24 protein-coding genes are annotated in these 21,867 nt (G+C 63.5%); 8 read left to right on the forward strand and 16 right to left on the reverse strand.

Annotated elements, in window-relative coordinates; all coding sequences use genetic code 11:
• From KJP30_RS17765 to uvrC, 3 genes are all read left to right on the forward strand, one after another.
• Positions 1-948 (forward strand): calcium/sodium antiporter, encoded by a 948-nt coding sequence (locus KJP30_RS17765; protein ID WP_218450670.1) that lies wholly within the window; start codon positions 1-3, stop codon positions 946-948.
• Between the two features lie 11 nt (positions 949-959).
• Positions 960-1,751 (forward strand): SDR family oxidoreductase, encoded by a 792-nt coding sequence (locus KJP30_RS17770; protein WP_218450671.1) that lies wholly within the window; start codon positions 960-962, stop codon positions 1,749-1,751.
• A 307-nt stretch (positions 1,752-2,058) separates the two neighbouring features.
• Positions 2,059-3,930, forward strand: coding sequence for an excinuclease ABC subunit UvrC (gene uvrC / locus KJP30_RS17775; RefSeq protein ID WP_218450672.1), 1,872 nt, complete (start codon positions 2,059-2,061; stop codon positions 3,928-3,930).
• Between the two features lie 123 nt (positions 3,931-4,053).
• Here uvrC and KJP30_RS17780 read toward each other — a convergent pair whose 3' ends face one another.
• From KJP30_RS17780 to KJP30_RS17840, 13 genes are all read right to left on the reverse strand, one after another.
• The gene (locus tag KJP30_RS17780; RefSeq protein ID WP_218450673.1) at positions 4,054-4,485 is read right to left on the reverse strand and encodes an acyl-CoA thioesterase; all 432 of its coding nucleotides are present in this window, start codon (positions 4,483-4,485) and stop codon (positions 4,054-4,056) included.
• Positions 4,482-5,237: a TIGR02186 family protein gene (locus KJP30_RS17785; RefSeq protein WP_218450674.1), complete on the reverse strand. Its 756-nt coding sequence runs from the start codon at positions 5,235-5,237 to the stop codon at positions 4,482-4,484. Before KJP30_RS17785 ends, KJP30_RS17780 begins: the two co-directional genes overlap by 4 nt.
• Before the next feature lie 2 nt (positions 5,238-5,239).
• Complete coding sequence (locus KJP30_RS17790) at positions 5,240-6,154, reverse strand: sulfite exporter TauE/SafE family protein (RefSeq protein ID WP_218450675.1); 915 nt, start codon at positions 6,152-6,154, stop codon at positions 5,240-5,242.
• A gap of 114 nt (positions 6,155-6,268) precedes the next feature.
• Positions 6,269-7,312, reverse strand: a complete 1,044-nt coding sequence (locus KJP30_RS17795) for an ABC transporter permease (RefSeq protein WP_218450676.1) — start codon at positions 7,310-7,312, stop codon at positions 6,269-6,271.
• Positions 7,312-8,406: an ABC transporter permease gene (locus KJP30_RS17800; RefSeq protein ID WP_218450677.1), complete on the reverse strand. Its 1,095-nt coding sequence runs from the start codon at positions 8,404-8,406 to the stop codon at positions 7,312-7,314. Before KJP30_RS17800 ends, KJP30_RS17795 begins: the two co-directional genes overlap by 1 nt.
• A gap of 80 nt (positions 8,407-8,486) precedes the next feature.
• Positions 8,487-10,103 (reverse strand): ABC transporter ATP-binding protein, encoded by a 1,617-nt coding sequence (locus KJP30_RS17805; protein WP_218450678.1) that lies wholly within the window; start codon positions 10,101-10,103, stop codon positions 8,487-8,489.
• Positions 10,104-10,181: 78 nt separating this feature from the next.
• Complete coding sequence (locus KJP30_RS17810) at positions 10,182-11,186, reverse strand: BMP family lipoprotein (protein WP_218450679.1); 1,005 nt, start codon at positions 11,184-11,186, stop codon at positions 10,182-10,184.
• A gap of 114 nt (positions 11,187-11,300) precedes the next feature.
• Positions 11,301-11,714: a ribosomal protein S18-alanine N-acetyltransferase gene (gene rimI / locus KJP30_RS17815; protein ID WP_218450680.1), complete on the reverse strand. Its 414-nt coding sequence runs from the start codon at positions 11,712-11,714 to the stop codon at positions 11,301-11,303.
• Complete coding sequence (tsaB, locus tag KJP30_RS17820; protein WP_218450681.1) at positions 11,711-12,295, reverse strand: tRNA (adenosine(37)-N6)-threonylcarbamoyltransferase complex dimerization subunit type 1 TsaB; 585 nt, start codon at positions 12,293-12,295, stop codon at positions 11,711-11,713. The genes rimI and tsaB overlap by 4 nt, the downstream gene beginning before the upstream one ends.
• Positions 12,296-12,412: 117 nt before the next feature.
• Entirely contained in the window at positions 12,413-12,976 is a 564-nt protein-coding gene (locus KJP30_RS17825; RefSeq protein WP_218450682.1) for a NifU family protein, read from the reverse strand.
• A 91-nt stretch (positions 12,977-13,067) separates the two neighbouring features.
• A complete protein-coding gene (locus KJP30_RS17830; RefSeq protein WP_218450683.1) occupies positions 13,068-13,523 on the reverse strand; it encodes a universal stress protein in 456 nt (151 codons plus the stop codon).
• A 97-nt stretch (positions 13,524-13,620) separates the two neighbouring features.
• Complete coding sequence (locus KJP30_RS17835; protein WP_218450684.1) at positions 13,621-14,265, reverse strand: hypothetical protein; 645 nt, start codon at positions 14,263-14,265, stop codon at positions 13,621-13,623.
• 13 nt (positions 14,266-14,278) lie between these two features.
• Positions 14,279-15,139 carry a branched-chain amino acid aminotransferase gene (locus KJP30_RS17840; RefSeq protein ID WP_218450685.1) on the reverse strand — a complete coding sequence of 287 codons (861 nt, stop codon included), beginning with the start codon at positions 15,137-15,139 and terminating at the stop codon, positions 14,279-14,281.
• Here KJP30_RS17840 and KJP30_RS17845 point away from each other — a divergent pair.
• The 5 genes from KJP30_RS17845 (at position 15,138) to KJP30_RS17865 (ending at position 18,646) form a co-directional block, all read left to right on the forward strand.
• Positions 15,138-15,332, forward strand: coding sequence for a hypothetical protein (locus KJP30_RS17845; RefSeq protein ID WP_218450686.1), 195 nt, complete (start codon positions 15,138-15,140; stop codon positions 15,330-15,332). The two genes, KJP30_RS17840 and KJP30_RS17845, sit on opposite strands and share 2 nt — an antisense overlap.
• A gap of 38 nt (positions 15,333-15,370) precedes the next feature.
• Positions 15,371-16,012 (forward strand): hypothetical protein, encoded by a 642-nt coding sequence (locus tag KJP30_RS17850; RefSeq protein ID WP_218450687.1) that lies wholly within the window; start codon positions 15,371-15,373, stop codon positions 16,010-16,012.
• Positions 16,009-17,208, forward strand: coding sequence for a Zn-dependent hydrolase (locus KJP30_RS17855; protein WP_218450688.1), 1,200 nt, complete (start codon positions 16,009-16,011; stop codon positions 17,206-17,208). The genes KJP30_RS17850 and KJP30_RS17855 overlap by 4 nt, the downstream gene beginning before the upstream one ends.
• A 76-nt stretch (positions 17,209-17,284) precedes the next feature.
• Positions 17,285-17,473, forward strand: coding sequence for a hypothetical protein (locus KJP30_RS17860; protein WP_218450689.1), 189 nt, complete (start codon positions 17,285-17,287; stop codon positions 17,471-17,473).
• Between the two features lie 36 nt (positions 17,474-17,509).
• Entirely contained in the window at positions 17,510-18,646 is a 1,137-nt protein-coding gene (locus KJP30_RS17865) for a hypothetical protein (RefSeq protein WP_218450690.1), read from the forward strand.
• A 25-nt stretch (positions 18,647-18,671) separates the two neighbouring features.
• Here the strand turns inward: KJP30_RS17865 and KJP30_RS17870 are convergent, their stop codons facing one another.
• The 3 genes from KJP30_RS17870 to KJP30_RS17880 are packed head-to-tail and all read right to left on the reverse strand — an operon-like array spanning position 18,672 to position 21,767.
• The gene (locus KJP30_RS17870; RefSeq protein WP_218450691.1) at positions 18,672-19,367 is read right to left on the reverse strand and encodes a response regulator transcription factor; all 696 of its coding nucleotides are present in this window, start codon (positions 19,365-19,367) and stop codon (positions 18,672-18,674) included.
• Positions 19,368-19,377: 10 nt separating this feature from the next.
• Positions 19,378-21,288 (reverse strand): hybrid sensor histidine kinase/response regulator, encoded by a 1,911-nt coding sequence (locus tag KJP30_RS17875; protein WP_218450692.1) that lies wholly within the window; start codon positions 21,286-21,288, stop codon positions 19,378-19,380.
• Positions 21,285-21,767, reverse strand: coding sequence for a hypothetical protein (locus KJP30_RS17880; protein WP_218450693.1), 483 nt, complete (start codon positions 21,765-21,767; stop codon positions 21,285-21,287). Before KJP30_RS17880 ends, KJP30_RS17875 begins: the two co-directional genes overlap by 4 nt.
• Positions 21,768-21,867 lie beyond the last annotated feature (100 nt).

Here is a 21,867-nt window from a genome sequence, read left to right on the forward strand (position 1 = left end):
ATGGTATTCGTCTATGCGGTGCTTGGGCTTCTGATCCTGCTTCTGGCTGGGGATGCCTTGGTCAAAGGGGCGGTGAACCTCAGTTTGCGGGTGGGCATCCCGGCGCTGGTGGTCAGCCTGACCATCGTTGCCTTTGGCACCTCGGCACCGGAACTGCTGATCTCGATCAAGGCGGCGCTGGAAAACGCGCCGGGTATTGCGCTGGGCAACGTTGTGGGGTCGAACACCGCCAACGTGCTGCTGGTCTTGGGTATCCCCGCCCTGATCACCGTGATGCACACCAGTCAGTGCGATACGCGATCCAGCTATTTGCAGATGCTGGCGGGGACACTGGTGTTCATCGCGCTTGGGTTCCGCGGGGTCTTTGACTGGATCGCCGCTCTGATCCTGTTGGCCATGCTTCTGGTCATTCTGGGCAGCCAGTTGCGCGGGGCGCTGAAGCACCGGGCAGAGGGCAAGGCCGACGAGGAACTGGAAGAACCCGAAGGAGCGGATCCGGATATGCCGTGGTGGCGCATCGGGCTGTTTCTTGCGCTGGGCCTGATTGGCCTGCCGCTGGGCGCGGACCTGCTGGTAGACAGCGCCGAAGAGATCGCCCACATGTTCGGTGTTCCCGACGCGGTCATTGGCCTGACGCTGGTGGCGCTGGGCACGTCGCTGCCGGAGCTGGCAACCACTGTCATGGCGGCCATTCGCCGTCAGGCGGACGTGGCTATCGGCAACGTGATCGGGTCCAACCTGTTCAACCTGCTGGCCATCATCGGGGTTGCCTCGCTGATCGCGCCGATTGGTGTTGGTCCGGGCTTCTTGCAGTTCGATTTTTGGGTGATGCTGGGCGCGTCGCTGCTGTTGGTGCCTTTCGTCTTTTTTGGCCGTGATCTGGGGCGCGTCTGGGGCGTGGTCTTGTCGGCGCTGTATGTGGGCTATGTCACAATCGTACTGATTTGACGGAGGACCACATGGACGGACAGGCTGGGCGCGCGCTGGTAACCGGGGCGGGGCGGCGATTGGGTCGCGCTATGGCCGAGGCGCTGGCGGATCAAGGCTATGCCGTTGCGGTCCACTATGCCCGGTCAGAAGGCCCCGCTCATGAGGTTGTCGAAGGAATCCGGGGCAGGGGCGGTCAGGCTATCGCGCTGCAAGCTGACCTGTTGGACGAAACTGCGGCACAAGAGCTGATCCCGCGCGCGGCAGAGGCGCTGGGCGGACCGGTGACGGTTCTGGTGAACAATGCCTCGATCTTTGAGTACGACGACATCACCAGCGCGTCGCGCGAAAGCTGGGACCGGCATTTCGAAAGCAACCTGCGAGCGCCCTTTGTGTTGACACAGGCGCTGGCGGCGCAGATCCCTGAACCGGTCGCTGACGCGAGAGGCGAGCCCGTTGCGCAGGGGCTGGTGGTCAACATGATCGACCAACGGGTGCGCAAGCTGACGCCCGAGTTCATGACCTACACGCTGGCCAAATCGGCGTTGTGGACCCTGACGCGGACAGCGGCCCAGGCCTTGGCCCCGCGGGTGCGGGTCAATGGCATCGGACCGGGTCCAACCCTTCAAGGCGGAAGACAAGACGCCGAATCCTTTGCCCGCCAGCGCGCCGCCACCGTTCTGCAACGTGGAGTTGACCCTGACGATATCACCGGGGCATTGGTCTACCTTCTTGGGGCAAAAACGGTCACCGGGCAGTTGTTCTGCATAGACGGCGGGCAACATCTTGGTTGGGAAACACCGGACGTGACAGGCGTGGAATAAGCGCGCTGACGAAAGTTTTGCACGGGTCACAAACCCTTAACAAAAGCGTTACGAAAAGGTTAAGAGTCTCAATGGGTTGCAACGTGCCAATAAATTTTTCAAGTAAAATCAACCGCTTGAAAATATGCCCAAATTTTAGGCACGGCAGCGAAGTGGGCACGAAACAAAGAAAAATTCCGTCTCCCCAGATTTTGCCCGCAGACTTATCCACACAAACGGTGGATGCTTAACCTCTTGAACCGGCGCGCTGCGCATTGCAGCAACGGCAAGGAATCGCGCAAACCCGGCAGGGGCAGGAATACCGGCATTGAACGACAAACCCGACGATCAGCAACGCGTGCCGAAAGGGCATGAGGTCATCCATGGCTACCTCAAGACGCTAGACGCTTCGCCCGGCGTTTACAGGATGCTGGATGAGCAATCGCGCGTGCTTTACGTCGGCAAGGCGCGCAACCTGAAGGCGCGTGTGTCGAACTATGCGCGGCCCTCGGGACATTCGCGGCGGATCGCGCGGATGATCTCGGAAACTGCGTCGATGATGTTCCTGACCACGCGGACCGAAACCGAGGCGCTGCTGCTGGAGCAGAACCTCATCAAGCAGCTCAAGCCCAAGTTCAACGTTCTGTTGCGGGACGACAAGAGCTTTCCCAATATCCTTGTCACCGATCACGCCTTTCCGATGATCAAGAAGCACCGGGGCGCCAAGAAGGAGAAGGGGGCCTATTACGGCCCCTTTGCCAGCGCCGGCGCGGTGAACCGGGTGCTGAACCAGTTGCAAAAGGCCTTTTTGCTGCGCAACTGCTCGGACAGCATGTTCGAGACGCGCACACGCCCCTGCCTGCAATACCAGATCAAACGCTGCACCGCGCCCTGCGTTGGCAAGATCACCGAAGAGGACTATGCCCGTAGCGTGAAGGATGCGCAGCGCTACCTGTCCGGCAAATCCACCGAGGTGCAGGAACGGCTGAAGACGCAGATGGCCGAGGCCTCGGACGCGATGGAATTCGAACGCGCCGCCGCGCTGCGCGACCGGATCCGCGCCTTGACTCAGGTACAGACCGCGCAGGGGATCAACCCGCAGACCACGACCGACGCGGATGTCATCGCGCTCTATATGGAGAACGGGCAGGCCTGCGTGCAGGTGTTTTTCATCCGCGCCAACCAGAACTGGGGCAACAAGGATTTCTATCCGCGCGTGGGCGAAGGTGTGGATCCCGCCGAGGTCATGGAGGCCTTTCTGGGCCAGTTCTATGACCAGAAGGACCCGGCGCGCCTGTTGCTGCTGTCGCATGGCATCGAGGACGAGGACCTGATGTGTCAGGCGCTGTCCGAGAAGCTGGGACGCAAGGTCGAGATTTCGGTCCCGCAGCGCGGCGAGAAGGCGGAACTGGTGGATGGCGCGCTGCGCAACGCCAAGGAGAGCCTTGGACGCAAGATGTCGGAAACCGCGACGCAGGCGAAGCTGCTGCGCGGACTGGCCGAGGCCTTTGACCTGGATGGCCCGCCGCAGCGGGTCGAAGTCTATGACAACAGCCACATCCAGGGCACGAATGCGGTGGGCGCGATGATCGTAGCCGGGCCGGACGGGTTCATGAAGAACCAGTACCGCAAGTACAATATCAAGGGTGACGACCTGGTGCCGGGCGATGACTTTGGCATGATGAAAGAAGTGCTGAAGCGCCGCCTGACCCGGTTGCAGAAAGACGACCCGGATCGCAGCAAGGGGCTGTGGCCGGACCTGATGCTGATCGACGGCGGCGCCGGGCAGATTAGCGCGGTAGCCGAGATCATGGCAGAACAGGGGGTGGATGACCTGCCCTTTGTCGGCGTCGCCAAGGGCATCGACCGCGATGCCGGCAAGGAAGAGTTCCACCGGCCCGGACAGCGGCCCTTTGCGCTGCGCCACAACGACCCGGTGCTGTACTTCGTGCAGCGCCTGCGCGACGAGGCGCACCGTTTTGCCATCGGCACGCACCGGGCGAAACGCGCCAAGGCACAGATGGCCAACCCGTTGGACGAGGTGCCCGGTGTCGGTGCTTCGCGCAAGCGGGCCTTGCTGGCGCATTTCGGCTCGGCCAAGGCGGTCAGCCGCGCCAATCTTGCCGATCTGAAGGCGGTCGACGGGGTGAGCGATGCGCTGGCGGAACGGATCTACGCCTATTTCAACGAAAAGGCCTGATCCAGCGGCCACGCCTGCGGCGTGACGGGGCTGCTTGCGCGTTGCGCAAGCGGTGTGAGGGGCGCTGCCCCTCTGCGCAGGGCGCATTCACCCCGGAGTGTTTTCGCCAAGAAGAAACGAGGCTCAGGTGCTGAGGCTGTTGAAATGGGTGCGGATTTCGGTCGGGATCGGCGTGGGGCGACCGTCGGGGCCGGTCAGGACCTGAGTAAAGAAACCTTCGGCGCTGGCGGTCTCTTCGTCGTTGCGGAAGAGGCCGATCTCGAACCGCACGGAGGAACTGCCGACATGGGGGATGCGCAGGCCGGCATGGATCAGGTCCGGGAAGCCGGTTTCGGAATGGTAGCGGCAGCCATTTTCGACGGTGAGCAGACGCAGGGCTCCGGGGCCGCGGATCTGGATGCCCAAGTCGAGCTGCCAGAGGCTGACGGCGGTGTCGATGAAGGACATGTAGGTCGCATTGTTCATATGGCCGTATTCGTCATTGTCCATCCAGCGGGTGGGCAGCGGGCGAAAGGCGCGGTAGTCGGCGCGGGTGCCGACGGGCGGGCGGCTCATTGCGACCTCAGGATGCGGAAGGCGGTGGAGGCGCTCCAGCCTGCGGCAATGGCAATGAAGAGCGACATCAGGCCATAGAGGAAGGGCTGATTGCGCGACAGCCCGTAGAGCCAGCGTTCGAGTCCGACCTTGCGGACCTCGATTTCCGTTTCATAGGTGCTGATGACCGTTCCGCCCCGGGTCAGGTAGATCCGGGTGGGGTAGGTGCCTTCGGTCAGGTTGGCGGGCATCGAGATGGCCGTGTCGAAGAGCGTCTGTTCGCGCAGGGTGACAGTGTCTTCGAGCAGTTGATAGGTGCCTTCGTCGGTGCGGATGCGGATCACGGCCTCGGTGAAGCTTTGCGCATCGGGCACGTCCATTGGGGCGCCGACGGAACGGATGGCGCGGGGGATCGAGACCTTGTGGCGGAGATCCTCTGTGTCGGAGATCACCTGATCCCACGGGGCGGAGGTGGCGATGGCGTAGAAGCTGGGTGCGGAGTCGACCTCGACCGCGTGGGCGTTGACCCAGATGCCCATGCGCCGGGCCTGACGCCAGACGGTCAGCGGTTTCTGCGGGCCTGCCACGGCGACGATGACTTGCAGCGGTTCGGCATCGATCGGGGTTTCGCGTTTGATCGCGCCGAAAATCAGGATCTCAGACCCGTCGAAATTGGTCGAGATCTGGACGATGTCCTTGCTGAGGCCCAGCACCACTTGCTCGGCCCGGGCGGGCAGGGCGGTGAGCATCAGGAGCAACAGGAAGAGGCGCATCGTCAATGGCTCCCTGCTGCGGTGATGACGTAGAGTTCCGACGGCGTGAGCAGCAGGTCCAGCGCCAGCTTGCCACAGACCAGCAGCACCAGACCGGCCAGAAGGATGCGCAGTTGTTCGGCCTTGAGCCGCATGCCGATGGAGGTGCCTACCTGAGCGCCGATCACGCCGCCCACCAGCAGCATCACCGCCAGTACCACGTCGACCGTATAGTTCGTCGTGGCATGAAGCAGGGTGGTAAAGCCGGTCACGAAGATGATCTGGAACAGCGAGGTGCCGATGACCACCTTGGTGGGCATGTTCAGCAGGTAGATCATGGCAGGCACCATGATAAAGCCGCCGCCGACGCCCATGACCGCCGCCAGAACGCCGACCGAGAGGCCCACCAGAAGCGGCGGGATGACGGAGATATAGAGGCCCGAGGCGCGGAACCGCATCTTGAACGGCAGTGCATGCACCCAGTTGTGTTTCTTGCGTTTGGGCGGTGTGCCGCGACGGGATTTCCGCAGGGCGTTGAGGCTTTCGACGAACATCAGCGCGCCGATGATGCCAAGGAACACCACGTAGCAGAGGTTGATGAGCAGATCGACCTGACCGAGAGATTTCAGGTAGTTGAACAGCACGACGCCAAGGGCCGCCCCGACAAGGCCGCCTATCAGCAAGACAGTTCCCATTCGGAGATCGACCGTCTTTCGCTTGAGATGCGCCATCAGCCCCGAGACAGAGGAGGCGACAATCTGGTTTGCGCCCGTGGCCACGGCCACGGCGGGCGGAACGCCGATGAAAAACAAGAGCGGTGTCATGAGGAACCCGCCGCCGACGCCGAACATGCCTGACAGCACGCCCACAAGGCCACCAAGACCCAGTAGGAGAAAGACGTTGACGGAGACCTCGGCGATGGGGAGGTAGACCTGCATGGGTCAAGCTAGACCCATGTCCGGGTGTTTTGCAAGCGCAGCAATAGGGCGTTGTAACGATTGCTTTCGGGCGCGGAAGGCGGGCGCGGCCCGGTAGGCCGCGCGCCGTTGTCGTCAGCGTTCCTTGACGTAGGGTTCGCCGCCGGCGCGGGGCGGGATGGCCTTGCCGACAAAGCCCGCAAGGATGACCACCGTCAGGATATAGGGCAGCGCGTCCATCACCTGAACCGGGACGGTAAAGGCGCCCAGATCGATGTTCTGAAAGCGCAGAGCAACCGCCTGAAGAAAGCCGAACAACAGGCAGGCCCCCAGCGCGTACCAAGGCCGCCACTTGGCAAAGATCAGCGCCGCAAGCGCGATATAGCCGCGGCCTGCCGTCATCTCACGCACGAAACCCGCTTGCAGGCCGGTGGCAAGGTAGGCACCCGCCAGACCGCACAACACACCTGCGATCGCGATCGAGGCAAAGCGCAGACCGGTGACCGAGACGCCGGCGGTATCCACGGCCTCGGGCGCTTCGCCCACGGCGCGCAGGCGCAGGCCAAAGCGGGTGCGAAACAGGATCCACCACGTCAGGGGCACCATCAGGAAGGCGACGTAGACAAGGATCGAGTGGCCCGAGATCAGGTCGCTATAGATCGGGCCGATCACCGCGACATCGCGCAGTTGATCCGCGAACGGCAGGTGCAGTTCTTCGAACCGGCCGTTGCCGATCAGCGACGGCGTGCGCCCGCCTTGCGAGAACCAGGTTTGTGCGATCAGGACGGTCAGGCCCGAGGCCAGGAAGTTCAGCGCCACGCCCGAGATGATCTGGTTGCCGCGGAAGGTGATCGAGGCCAGCCCGTGAATCCCGGACAGCACCATGGCCGAGGCGATCCCGGCCAGCAGGCCCCAGCCCACAGGCGGCAGCAGGCCACGCATCCATGTCATGTCGATGGTCGCATCGGTGAACGGCAGGTGCAGCGTCCAGGTTTCATTGGTCACGGCCATATAGGCGACGGCGGCGGAAAAGAAGGCGGCGATCAGCATCTTGCCTTCAAGTCCGATGTCGACAATGCCCGAGCGTTCAGAGAACAGGCCGGCAAGGCAGGCGAGCAATAGCGGCGTGGACAGGCGGACAGTGCTGTCCAGCACCTGGATGATCGTGTTGAAATCCATCACGCGCCTCCCTTGCGCAGGGACAGAAAGACCCGTTCCAGCGGCATCCGGATCATGTTGTCCAGCGCCCCGGTAAAGAGGATGACCAACGCCTGGATCACGGTCACCAACTCGCGCGGGATGGATGTCCAGAAGGCCAGTTCGGCCCCGCCCTGATAGAGAAAGCCAAACAGAAGCGCGGCAAGGAAGACCCCGACAGGGTGCGACCGTCCCATCAGCGCCACGGCGATGCCAAGGAAACCGGCCCCTTCGGAGGCGTTCAGCACCAGCCGCTCGGCCTCGCCCATTGTGGTGTTCAGCGCCATCAGGCCCGCAAGCCCGCCAGAAATCAGCATGGTGATGACGGTGATCCGCACCGGCGAGATGCCCGCGTATTTGGCTGCCGTTTCGGAATGGCCAAAGGCGCGGATTTCGTAGCCCAGCCGGGTGCGCCAGATCAGCAGCCAGACCGCGATACAGGCAAGGATGGCGACAAAGAAGGTCACGTTGGCCGGTGAACCCCGGAACAGCACAGTTTCCGAGGTCGAGAACATCTGCTGGAAGGTGGGCAGGAAGGTTGTTTCCGGGAAACGGCCCGAGGCCGGTTCCATTGCGCCCTGCGGTTTCAGCACGTTGACCAGCACGTAGTTCAGCACCGCCGAAGCGATAAAGTTGAACATGATCGTGGTGATGACGATATGGCTGCCCCGCTTGGCCTGAAGATAGCCGGGGATAAAGGCCCAAGCCGCCCCGAATATCGCCGAGGAGGCGGTGGCGCCGATCAACGCGATGGTCCAATGCGGCCAGGGAATGTAGAGACAGGCCAGCGCCACGCCCAGCCCGCCCATCAGCGCCTGCCCTTCGCCGCCGATGTTGAACATCCGCGCCTGGAAGGCGACCGCGACGGCAAGACCGGTGAAGGTGAAGTTGGTGGCGTAATACAGGGTATAGCCCCAGCCAGAGGATTTCATCAGCGCGCCGTCGACCATCAGCTTGAAGGCCTCGACCGGGCTTTGCCCGATGGCAAGGATGACCAGCGCGGAAATCGCGGCTGCCAGAAGGATCGAGATCAGGGGCACGAGGATCGCGTCGGCCCAGGCGGGCATCTTATCCATGGCGCGGCTCCTTGCTGGGCAGGTGGCGGGAGATCGTCATGGGCAGCTCTCTGGCTTGCCCAAAGGGGTCTTGCGCCCGGTCAGGTGTTGCCATGGCGCGCGGCCTCCCGGTCTTTTTGTGCTTCGAGTTGTTCGTCCACCGCTTCGATCAGCGGTTTGTCGGTCTGCGGCATCTCTGTCACGCCTGCCATAAGCAGACCCAGTTCGGTCTGGTTGGTTTCGGACGGCAGGCGCTCGCCCATTATGTGCCCGTCGAACATGACGGCCACGCGGTCGGAAAGGGACAGGATTTCGTCCAGCTCGACCGAGACCAGCAAGATGGCCTTGCCCTGGTCTCGCAGGGCGACAATCTGTTGGTGAATGAATTCGATCGCGCCGATGTCGACGCCGCGGGTGGGCTGGCCGACCAGCAGGATGTCCGGGTTACGCTCGATTTCGCGGGCAAGGACGATCTTTTGCTGGTTGCCGCCGGAAAAGTTGCGCGCCGCGAGGTTGGCGTTCGGCGGGCGCACATCAAAGCGTTCGATCTTGCCCTCGGCATCGCGGCGGATGGCGGCATTGTCCATCAAAAGCTTGTTTTTCTGGTACTTGGGATCGTGGTGATAGCCGAAGGCGACGTTTTCCCACGCGGTGTAGGGCATGATCAGCCCTTCGTGCTGGCGGTCTTCGGGGACATGGGAAATGCCGCGTGCGCGGCGTGACTGACCGTCGGAAAACTTGCCGGTCAGGTCGATCTCTTCACCGTTGACACGCACCGTGCCGGTGGCCGAGACCATGCCACCCAGCACCTCAAGCAGCTCTGATTGTCCATTGCCGGACACGCCCGCGATGCCAAGGATTTCGCCAGCATGCACCTTGAGCGAAACGCCCTTGATCCGTTCGACCCCGGCGCTGTCCACGTGGCGCAGGTTTTCCACTTCCAGCACCGGTTTGCCGGGTTTGGCGGGGGTCTTGTCGACGCGCAGCAGCACCTTTCGGCCGACCATCAGCTCGGCCAGTTGCTCGGGCGAGGTTTCGGCGGTCTTGACGGTGGCGGTCATCTCGCCGCGCCGCATGACGCTGACGGTATCGGTGATCTCCATGATCTCGCGCAGCTTGTGCGTGATCAGGATGATCGTCTTGCCCTCGCGCTTGAGCCCTTCGAGGATGCGGAACAGGTGGTCGGCCTCGGCCGGGGTCAACACGCCGGTGGGTTCGTCGAGGATCAGGATCTCTGCCTCGCGGTAGAGCGCCTTGAGGATCTCGACCCGCTGCTGGTGACCGACTGACAGATCCTCGATCATGGCGTCCGGGTCGACGTTCAGCGCATAGTCCTCGGCCAGCTTCTTCAACACGCCGCGTGCCTTCGACAGCGAGGGTTTCAGCAATCCGCCGTCTTCGGCACCAAGGATCACGTTTTCAAGGACGGTGAAATTCTGCACCAGCTTGAAATGCTGAAAGACCATGCCGATGCCTGCCGCGATGGCGGCCTGGCTGTCGGGGATCTGGGTCTGTTTTCCGTTGATGAAAATCTGGCCCGAGTCGGCCTTGTAAAAACCGTAGAGGATCGACATCAGCGTCGATTTTCCCGCGCCGTTTTCGCCGATGATGCCGTGGATCGTTCCGGGCATGACGCGGATGGAAATATCCTTGTTGGCCTGCACGGGGCCAAAGGATTTGGAAATGCCCTTGAGCTCGATGGCGGGGGTGTCGGTCATGAGAGGCCTTCGCGGGGCAAGGGGAGGGGCCGCAGCGACTGCGGCCCCTGTTTCTAGGTGGATCGAAAGCTCAGGCGATCAGAAATCAAGCGCCGGGCAGCTGTCGTTCTCGTAGTAGGACACGACAGTCAGCGAGCCGTCGATGATGGCGGCCTTGGCTGCGTCGACCTTGGCCATCATGTCGTCGGACACGAGATCGGCGTTGTTTTCATCCAGAGCATAGCCGACGCCATTTTCGGCAAGGCCCAGCGTCATGAACTTGCCGGTTTCAAGATCGGCACCTGCCATCATGGATTCATAGACGGCCACGTCGACGCGCTTGAGCATGGAGGTCAGAACCGAACCGGGGTGCAGGTGGTTCTGGTTGCTGTCCACACCGATCGACAGGATGTTCTCATCCGCGGCGGTTTGCAGGACACCCAGCCCGGTGCCACCGGCGGCGGCATAGATCACGTCTGCGCCCTGCGAAATCTGTGCCTTGGCCAGTTCGGCGCCTTTCACCGGGTCGTTCCACGCGGCGGGCGTGGTGCCGGTCATGTTCGAGATCACCTTGATGTCCGGGTTCACCGCCTTGGCACCTTGCGCATAGCCGCAGGCAAAGTGGCGGATCAGCGGAATGTCCATGCCGCCGACGAAACCAACGGTGCCGGTTTCGGATTTCATCGCCGCCATCATGCCGACGAGGTAGGAGCCCTGGTGTTCCTGGAAATTGATCAGCAGGACGTTTTCGGGCACCTCTGGCAGCCAGCCGTCGACGTTGACGAACTTGGTGTCCGGGTAATCCGCGGCCACGGCGGCAATCGGTTCGGCGTAGGAGAAACCGGTGGTGATGACCGGGTTGAACCCTGCCTCTGCAAAGCGGCGCAGCGCCTGTTCGCGCTGGGCTTCGGCCTGAATCTCGATGTCGCGATAGCTGCCACCGGTTTCGGCCTTGTACTTCTCGGCACCGGTATAGGCGGCCTCGTTAAAGGATTTGTCGAACTTGCCGCCGAGATCATAGATCAGGGCCGCATCGGCCAGCGCGGCGCCTGCGGTCAGCGCCAGCGCGGCGGCGGTGCCGAGGGTCTTGGCAAGAAATGTCATGTAAAGCTCCCTGGTGTGACGGGCGCAAAAGCCACCCGTACCGTTTATGATGTTGCAATCAAAGCCGCAGGGGGCGGGAGGGGTCAACCGGTTTTTACGTCACTTCCGGTGACGTTAAGACAATGTCCGCGCCATGATCACGGCGTCATCGGCCGGGCCGTCGGGGCGGGCGTAATACCCTTTTCGCAGACCTGTTTCGGCATAGCCGTGCCGCGCGTAGAAGGCGCGTGCCGGGGCGTTTCGCGCCGCGACCTCCAGAAAGACCCGGGTGGCTCCGCCTGCGCGGGCCTGCCTGTGAAAGCTATCCAGCGCGCGGCTGGCTTGGCCCTGCCGCTGAAATGCAGGGTCGGCGGCAAGCGCAAGAATTTCCGCCTCGTCCAGGACGACGGTGCCCAGAACAAAGGCATGTTCGCACGTGGTCAGCAGCGCATGGGGCCGGGACAGGGTCGCTTGGAACTGCGCGGCAGTCCATGGGGTCATGTGGCGATAGGCGCGCGCCGCTATCTCTGCGAGTGTGTCCGGAGTCATGACGTGCCCGGCGAGTCCAGCATCACCGGCGGCGCATCGCGGGACGGCGCGGCGTCGGCGGGTTTGATATACAGCGGCGCCGGGCGGGGGGCGTTGGCGGGGCGGGTCGCGGCGATACGGGCCATCATGGCAACATGATCGCTGGCCGAATGATCCGTTGACAGGGCAACGCCCGGCTCCGGCAGCGCCGGGGCAAGCACCGGCACCTGCATGTTGTCGGCGTCAAAGACATAGGCCTGATCTCGAGGGGCGGGGACCGCAATTTGCCGCCGGTTGGACAGGCGCATGGTCGTGTCAAAGAGTGACACGCCAATGGCCGGAATGCCCAGTCCCAACGACAAGCCGCGCGCAAGCGCCACAGAGATTCGGATGCCGGTGAAGTTTCCGGGGCCGATACCGACGCCCAGGCGCGACAGGTCTGCCCATGCCGCACCTCCTTCGCGCAGCACCTCCTCCAGCAAGGGCACAAGGCGCTCTGCCTGTCCGCGGGCCATGTCTTCGCAACGGACGGCAACGATGGTGTCGCCGGACAGCAGGGCTGCGGCGCAATGTTGTGCGGATGTGTCGAAGGACAGGATCATGAGGGGCTTATGACCGTGCGGGCGGCCTCATGCAATCGGTGCCTGAACCGCGCACGGACGGCCTTGGGTGGCAAGGCCCGGCCATGGGCCTTGCACCAGATGTGATCCCGAATGCGCTCAGACGGCGACCGGGCGGACCTCGGTCACTTCGGGGATGTAGTGGCGCAGCAGGTTCTCGATTCCCATTTTCAGGGTCAGCGTCGACGAGGGGCAGCCAGCGCAGGCGCCTTGCATGTGCAGGTAGACCACGCCCCGATCGAACCCGTGGAAGGTGATGTCGCCGCCGTCCTGCGCCACGGCAGGGCGCACGCGGCTGTCGAGCAATTCCTTGATCTGGCCCACGACCTCGGCATCGGCACCATCGTGGTCTGCATGGCCACCGGCCTGCGCCGCGCCGTCCGCCATCACCGGTTGGCCCGATTGGAAATGTTCCATGATCGCGCCAAGGATCGCCGGCTTCAGGTGATCCCAGTCGGTTGCATCGGCCTTGGTCACGGTGACGAAATCATTGCCAAAGAAGACGCCCACGACGCCGTCCACGGCAAAAAGCCGCTGTGCCAGCGGCGAGGCCGAGGCGGCCTCGGCCGAGGGAAAGTCCGCCGTGCCCATTTCCATCACGGTATGACCGGGAAGGAACTTCAGCGTTGCAGGGTTTGGCGTGGATTCGGTTTGAATGAACATCTGGGATCACCCTTTTCTGGTTGATCCCTATATGCGCTTCACAGGCAGATGCGTCAAGGATTGGAACGGTTCTAAACTGGCTCTGCCTACGTCAGGTGATGGCTTCCAGCCGTTCCTTGGACATGTCTCCGGGCACGACGGTAAAGGGGATCGGCAGAGATCCGGCTGTGCGCGTCATCTGGCTCACCAAGGGGCCGGGGCCTTTCTTGTCGACAGCCGCACCCAGCACCAAAAGCCCGATTTCGGGGTCGTCCTGCACCTGAGCAAGGATTTCGGTGATCGGGTCGCCTTCGCGGATGATAAGTTCGGGGTCGACGCCCTGCTTGTCCCGCATCCATTTGGCGAAGACCTCGAAATGGGCATGAATACGTTCGCGCGCCTCTTCGCGCATGATGTCGCCAACACCGATCCAGTGATTGAACTCATCCGGCGGGATGACGGAGAGGATCGCCACGCCTCCCTTGCTTTTGGCGGCGCGCATGGCGGCGAACCGCATGGCGTTCAGGCATTCGCGGCTGTCATCAAGGACGACGAGGAACTTGCGCATATGGTCTCTCCTGAGCGCGGATCGTGGCAGAGGGCCGGGCGCCTGTCCAGCGTTGTCGGGCGCGACCATCGGATAAGGGAGGTGTCTTTCCCCCGGGTCATCCGGGCCAGTCGCTGCGCAGCAGGCCCGGGGCGCGGGTGTCGATCAATTCGAAACCCTGACGGGACAGGCGCAACACGATAACTTGGGGGTGCGTGTCGAGGAAATACAACCCCTCGTCTGGCGGTAATGCGGATCGTAGGGCGTCCAGCACCTGTTCCATGGCGTCGGCATCGGCGAACCCGGCCTTTGGGTTCAGGGACAGATCAAGCCTTTGCCCTGCGAGGGTCGCGGTCAGACCCCGTGCCGTGTCCGTGGTGCAGGGCACATCCGCAACCCGGGCAAGATGCGCGATCTGACGGGCGTACTCCTCTGGTGTTTCAAGGTCATCGGTTCGGATCAAGTGGGCGCGCGGGCAATAGGGCAGATGTGGCGGGCGGTCGATGCTGAGGCCAAAAGTCATCAGCAGCAACCGCCACGGATCGCCTTCGTAGGTTTCGGCGGGGCCGAAATCCGTCAGGTCGTTGCGCGTGACACCGGGCGACAGGGGCAGACCGGCACGATCCAGCAGGGCCAGTTGTTCGTCCAGCGATGGCGTGGCCGGGCGCGGCGCATTTTGCGGGCGGTTGGCCCGTTGCACCATCACGATGACCGCGACGAAAACGCCGAGGATCGTCAGCAGGATGCCCAGTTTCGGATCCATCCGCAGGCCGGGATCAGGCGCTGAGCGCCCAGTCCCAGTACAGCTCGCGAACCCGCCGGGTCACAGGGCCGACCTGATAGGACTTGTCCTCGAAGCCCGAGACCGGCGTCACCTTGTTCATGTTCCCGGACATAAAGACTTCGTCCGCGGATTCGAAATCCTTGAACGTCAGCACCGTTTCAACAACCTCGACGCCGTCGGCGCGCAGGTTGGCGATATGGCGGGCGCGGGTGATGCCGGACAGGAAGGTGCCATTGGGGATTGGTGTCATGACGACGCCATCACGCACCATAAAGACATTGGCCGTGGCCGTTTCGGCCACATTGCCCATAGCATCGGCAACCAGCGCATTGGCAAAACCGCGGGCACGAACCTCGGCTAGCATCCGTGCATTGTTTGGGTACAGGCACCCGGCCTTGGCGTTGACCACGGCATCCTCCATCACAGGGCGGCGAAAGCGGGTCCGCCCCAGCGTTGCGGCGGCGCTTTCCGGGGCCATGGGGATTTCTTCGAGGCAGATCGCAAAACCGGTCTCTTCCGGCTGTGGCACGATGGCGGTTACATCGCCGTGGATGCCCCAGTACATCGGGCGGATATAGACGGCCGCATCCGGGGCGTAGGCCTTCAGCCCGTCCTCGACGATGGCGATCATGTCCTCGGTCGAGGTGGTTGGCCGCAGCATAAGCGCCTCGGCCGAGCGGTTCACGCGGGCGCAGTGGGCCATGAGATCGGGGGTGACACCCTGAACGTACCGCGCGCCATCAAAGACCGAGGATCCAAGCCATGCGCCATGATCTGCGGCGCGCATCACCATTGTATCGCCTTCGTGCCATGTGCCGTTGAAATAGGTGCGGATATTGCTGCCGGTCGCCATGACGGATCTCCTTGAAACTGGCGCGAGGCTAGGCGCGGTCTTGGCGAAGGTCCAGCCCTTCGGGCACCGGGATTTCGACAGGGGGCGAGGCTGGCAAGCGGATGATCCAAAGGTGCGCGCCTTGCGGCGCGCGCATCTTGCCTTGGCGCGGGCCTTTGGCCCTTGCCTCGGGCGGGCGCAAAGCGTCTGGTGAGCAGAGCAATCTGGAACAGTTGCGCGCGGGGAGGTGCCATGCCGCAGGCGGTCAAGGGCAGTCAGGCGGCTTTGCAGCGGTTGGTCGAACAATCGCCCGAGTTGCTGCAACCACGGCAATTGTCCCAGTTGGAATGGGTGTCGCCGCGGCGCGAAGATGATTGGTCAGAGTATCGGGACGGCGCGGCCTTGGACAAATTGGGGCTGGCGCGTCACGCCGAGGCTTTGACTGAGTTCTGGCCGCGCGGCGGACCGGTTTGGGATGGCCTTGCCAAGACCGGGGACAAGGTCGTGCTGGTCGAGGCCAAGTCGCATATTCGCGAGTTCCTCAGCCCGCCCTCTGCCGCGACGGCACCGCGATCCATTGCGCAGATCGAAACCGCGTTGCGTACGGTCAAATCCGATCTTGGCGCAGACGACCGATCGAACTGGGCGCGGGTCTTCTTTCAGTATGCAAACCGTTTGGCGTTTCTGTGGTGGCTGCGGGGCCGGGGCGTTGACGCCTACTGTCTTTTCGTGTCCTTTCTGGGTGATCTTGAAATGGGTGGTCCCGATCACGCCGAAAGCTGGCAGGCCGCATTCCTGGCCGCAGATCATGCCCTGGGATTGCCCGCACGCCATGCATTGACCCCCTGTATCCTGCATGTCCATCCGCGTTTGAACCATCTGGAAAACCCATGACACCCAATCCCGACCGTTTCCTTGCCGATCTCCACACCCTGCGTTCGTTTGGAGCGGCGGGCGTCGGCAAAGGGGTGCGTCGGCCAGCCTACAGCGAGGCGGACATTGCCGCCCGCGATTGGTTGGCGGGCCGCATGACAGAGGCGGGGTTGGAGGCACGGTTTGATCCGATGGGGTCGGTTTTCGGGCTGGTCGAGGGGGCGTCGCTGCTGATCGGCTCACATTCTGACAGCCAGCCCGAGGGCGGCTGGCTGGACGGCGCGCTGGGGGTGATCGCGGGGCTGGAAATTGCGCGGGCTGCGCGGGAGGCGGGCGGACCTGCGGTCTCATGCGTGTCTTTTCAGGATGAGGAGGGCCGGTTCGGCGTCACCACCGGCAGCGCCGCATGGTCCGGGGCCTTGTCGCGCGACAAGCTGGAGGGGCTGGTCGATCCACAGGGGGTGACCTTGCCGCAGGCCCGCGCCGCCATGGGGGACCGGCTGGGGGACTGGATCGACCCGGCCCGGTTCACGGGTTTTCTGGAGATGCACATCGAGCAGGGGCCGGTGTTGGACCAGAGCGGCGAGGCCGTGGGTGTGGTCGAGGCCATCGTCGGCATCCGCGACATGGTGATCACTTTCGAAGGCCAGCAGAACCACGCGGGCACCACGCCCATGGCCCTGCGGCAAGACGCCTTTCAGGCGCTGTCCGGCTTCAACACGCTGCTGAACGAACGGCTGCGCAACGTGGTGACGCCGTCGACGGTCTGGACCATCGGCCATGTGGATCTGCACCCGAATGCCCATTCCATTGTCCCCGGCAAGGTCAAGTTTTCGATGCAGTGGCGGGATGGCGATCCGGATCGGCTGAAACGGATGGAAACCATCATCCGCGATACGGCAGCGGAGATCGCGGGCCAGCGGGACATGGTGCTGCGCTTTGGCCCCATGCTGGGCATCGCTCCGGTGGCGATGGACGGTCGTCTGCGCGGCGCATTGGAAGTGGCGGCCGAGCAGGCGGTGCCGGGGCGGTGGCGCAGGATGCCTTCGGGGGCGCTGCACGATGCGTCGAACATGTCGCGAATGATGCCGGCGGCGATGCTTTTCGTACCGTCGATCGGCGGCATCAGCCATGACTTCGCCGAGGACACGGCAGAGGCGGACCTTGTGACCGGATTGCAGGTACTGGCCGGGGCTGTCGCGCGTGTTGCAGGGTGACTTGTGAACGGGCTGGAAAACCGGAGTTTTGCGAAAGCGGATGGCTGGGCTAGGCTGATGGCAAGGAGGTGTCGCCATGGACCCTGTTTCGCTTGTCTTCTACGCCATCGTCTGCGGCATTCTGGGCCTTGCCGGGCCAAGCCTTGGGACCGCACCGATCCGGCTGGGCATCGGTGCCGTGGTGGGCATGGTCGCGGTCATGGTGTTGCCTTGGGTGCATGACATGCTGGGGGCGACAACGGGGTACAGCTTTGCTGGACCGTGACAATCTGCCAAGGGGCTCGGCGCCCTGCGTCCTCAAGTGACAAAGGCCGCGCGCCTGGGTCTGGACGCGCTGTTTGCCGTCGCCGCTTTGGCGCTGTCGGCGCGCGTGGGCGCGGATCTTGCCGCCGGCGGCAGCGCATGGCGGCAGGGTGACTGGCTGATCAACGGAACATTGGTCGAGGTCCGTCGCGCCTTTTTCGGCGATGGCTTTATCGCGCTGCACGATCTGACCGGCGTGCCGCTGTTGTGGCTGGTTTGTGGTGCGCAACTGTTGCTGATTGCGCTGCTCTGCCTTGTCGTTCACCGCCTGTTGCGAACTCTTGACCCGCTGCTGGCCTTGTCGATGGCGCTGTCCTGCGGGTTCTTTGCCGTGCTCTGGGTGGTTGGGCACGAGGGCGCGCTGCGCAAGGAGATGCTGGGCTTTGTGGGGCTAGGGTTAACCGCCTTGGCCCTGCTGCGCGGGGTCGCGCCGCTGGTGGTAATCGGATCGGGGCTGTTGTGGCTGGGGTTTCTTGGGCACGAGGCGCTGGTGCTGATGGCACCCTGCCACCTGATGCTGCTTTGGTTAGGGCGCGGGCAGGTCGCGGAAGGATTGCTTGTGGCGCTGGGCCTTGCAACCTGCGGGGCGGCGGCCTTGGCCTTGTTCTTTGCTTTTCGGTTTTCCGAAGTGCCAGAGGCGGCGCTGGTCTGCCGCCCTTTGCTTGAGCGCGGGATGCAACCACAGATCTGCGAAGGCGCGATCCAATGGCTGGAAAAGGACCGGACGCAGGGGGCGCAGGCAGTCCGTGATCTGCTGAACCCGCTGTCGGCAGGCGGATTTGCATTGGCCTGTCTTGTGGCGCTGTTGCCACTGGTCGGGGTGTTGACCCGGTCGGATCATCCGCGCCTTGGGATCGCGCTTGGCCTTGCGCTGGGCCTGCCGTTCCTGCCGTTGTATCCCGTGGCGCTGGATTGGGGGCGCTGGGTGGGGATGCATGTGTTTTGCGCGGTCACGGCACTTGCACTGGCGCTACACCTTGGGCACCTGCGGATCATTCACCCCTTGCGGAGATGGCACAAGGCGCTGTGGTTTGCGCCTTTGGTGATCGTGCCGATCACAAACTCTATCGGGGCACGTTGGGGAGGCGTGCTGCGGGCGGCCTGGGACCTGTTGGCCAAGGGGGCGGCAATCTGATGTCGGTCCTTATTTCAGGGGCGGTTCAGTTCCAGCTGACCTCGCCGAGAAAGATGTACCCTGCGCCGTAGATCGTCTTGATCAGTCGCGGGTTCTTGGGATCCTCCCGCAGCTTGGTCCGCAGGCGGGAAATGCGCACGTCCATCGCCCGATCAAAACTTTCGCCTGCCGCGCCGCCAAGGCTTTCCTGCATATGCGCGCGTGAGATCAGGCGCTTGGGGCTTTCAAGGAAAAGCCGCAGAACCTCGCCTTCGGCATGGCTAAAAGTGGTTTCCGCGCCGCTTTCGTCGACCAGCGCATAGCGGTCGAAATGTGCCGTCCATCCATTGAATCGGGCGGTGTCCGACGGCGCGGCGCGGGTGCGGCCGCGCAGACGCGCTCGGATGCGGGCAACCACCTCGGACGGGTCGAAGGGTTTGATGATGTAATCATCTGCGCCCAGTTCCAGCCCGGTCACCCGGTCCTGCACCTGCGCCCGCCCCGAGATGATGATGACCGTCGCGCCTTGTTCCAATGCCAGCCGATGCACCAGCGACAGCCCGTCGCGATCCGGCAGGCCAAGGTCCACAAGGCAGACATCCGGCGTGGTGCGCCGCAGGGCGGCCTCGAATTCGGTCGCGCGGGCGAAGGACAAGGTACGGAACCCGGCCTCGGTCAAGGCTTCGGACAGCATCTCGCGGATGGCGGGTTCGTCGTCGAGGATGGTGACTAGGGCGCTCATGTCGTGCGGGTTAGCCTGTTTGTGCGGAGGCGGGAAGGGGGGCAAGCCCAAGGAAGCCCGCCAGATCCGCCGCAGAAAAGGGTTTGGGCAATACCGGGCCAAGCCGTCGCGCCTGAACGTGCTGCGGATGATCCGGCGGCAGCGAGGTCATGAACCGCAGTGGCAGATGCGGCAGGGTCTCGGCCAGGGCAAAGCCGGGGGTGTCGCCCTCCAGCGAGATGTCGGACAGCACCAGCGCAATGTCGGGCAGACCTTCGGCCAGCGCGCAGGCCTCTTCGACAGAAGCGGCCTCGACCACGGAAAAGCCCAGATCGGTCAGCATTTCGCGGATGGCTTCGCGCAGGTCGGGGCTGTCCTCGGCCAAAAGCGCCAGACCGGTTTCGGCCACGGGGGCCTGTTCCGCCCGGCGCAGTGGCAGACGCAGCGAAACACGCGCGCCAAACGGTGTATTGCCGATGCGCATCGACCCGCCGGAAAGCTTGGTCATGTCATAAACCATGGCCAGTCCAAGGCCCGAACCTTCGCCGCCCTTGGTGGTAAAGAACGGCTCCAGCCCATGTTCCAGCGCCGCCTCGGAAAAGCCGGGGCCGCTGTCTTCGACGGACAGTTCCAGCCATGTGTCCTGCACTTCGCGCGCGGTCAGGCGGATGCAGCCCTGCGTGCCGCAGGCATCGCGCGCATTCAGCACAAGGTTCAGCAGCGCGTCCTGCAACAGGCCTGGATCGACCATGTACAGCCCGCCGGCGTCCGCATCGCTGGTGTGCAACGTGATGCCTTCTGGCAGGGACGGCGTGGCCAGCGTGCGCAATTCGTCAAGGAAAGCGGGCAGCGACAGGGGCCGCGGTTGCCAGCCCCGCTGGCTGGTCATATCGGCGATCCGGTCCAGCAGTCGCCCGCCCCGGCGGGCCGCGGACAGCGTGGCCGAAATCAGCGGTTCGGCCTCTGGGCCAAGGTCCATCCGGGCGAGCCGCGATTGGGTGCCGAGGATGATTGTCAGCAGGTTCGAGAAGTCATGCGCAAGTCCCGAGGTCAGCTGAGCCGCGATTTCGCGTCGCCGGGTCTGTTGCAGGGCGGTGCGGGTCTGGGTTTCCTCGGTAACATCCTGACTGAGGATATAGATCCCCGGTTCCAGCGGATCGGGGGTAAAGGCCGCTCGGATTCGGCGAGACGAGGAATCGTCGGTGAATTCAAAGATGGATTTCTGCCCCGTCCGTGCCTCTTCAAGGTGGGGGCGGACACGGGCATAGGCCTGCGGTCCCAGCGTTTCCGAAATATGCAGCCCGATGACCGAGGCCGGGCGGCCGGGCATGACCTCTCCAAGTTTGTTGTTGGAAAAGGTGTAGTAACCCTCGGCATCCAGCCGGGCGATATGGGCGGGCATCATCTGGGTGGTGGCGCGGGTGCGCGCCTCGATTTCGGCCAGTTCGCGGCGCGCCTCTTCCAGTGCCTTGTTGGTGGCGGCAAGGCGGCGGTTGGTGGCAGCCAGTTCCTCGGACCGTTTCAGGACCTCCTCGGACAACAGCTCGGATCGGGTGCGCAAAAGCTCTTCTTGGGCGCGGGTCTGTGTAATGTCGGTGTAGACCGTGACCCAGCCGCCTTGCGGCAGCGGCGCGCCCTCGACGCTGATGGTGCGGCCGTTGGCGCGGGTCCGTTCCATGTAATGCGGTTCAAAGGCGCGGGCGATTTCGACCCGGTCCCGGACCCATTTTTCCGCGTCGCCCACATCTCCGTATTCGCCGCGTTCGACAAGGTGGCGGATCGTGTCCTCGAAGCGGGACCCGGGGGTGGTGAACTTGGCTGGCAGGTCGAACATCTGCGCGAAAGGTGCGTTGCAAACCGCCAGCCGCAGATCGCTGTCATAGATGGTCATGCCCTGCTGGATCAGGTTCAGCCCGGCGCGGGTAAAGGCAAGTTCGTTCATGGGCGGGGATCCTTCAGGCGCGCAATGGCGGCGTCCAGCCGGACTGGCCGGTAATCGGTTGCCTCGACCGTGACATTTCCGCGGCGCGGAGCCGAGTGGAAGTCCGGTTTGTGCGTGTGACAGTGGAAATGGACCGCGCCGCCGAACCAGCCGTCCCATTCCTCGATCGGGTAGTGGAACAAAACCGCCCGGCTGCCATGGCTTTTGATCCTCAGGTAATCCGCGCCCCAGCCCTGAGGGTCATGGTTGCCCTGCATCAGGACGATCCTGCCGTTCAGGCGCGCAAGATAATCCTCGCCCGGTGCGCCGCCCATGGCGAAATCACCAAGGTGATAGACCGTGTCCTGTGGGCGCACGGTTGCGTTCCAGTTGGCGATCAGAACCTCGTCCATGTGCCCAACAGAGGCAAAGGGGCGGTTGGCAAGGCGAATGATGTTGGCATGGCCGAAATGCGTGCAGCCGGTGATGTAGTCGGTCATCGTCTCTCCTCCCTGCAACCCTAGCGGAGGCTGCGGAGGCTGCAAATGGCGCCGCGGCGGCAGGGCGTTCCGGTTCCGTGCCGAGATCCGGATGAGGGCC

It is taken from the genome of Antarctobacter sediminis, assembly GCF_019218285.1.
GTDB classification, from domain to species: domain Bacteria; phylum Pseudomonadota; class Alphaproteobacteria; order Rhodobacterales; family Rhodobacteraceae; genus Antarctobacter; species Antarctobacter sediminis.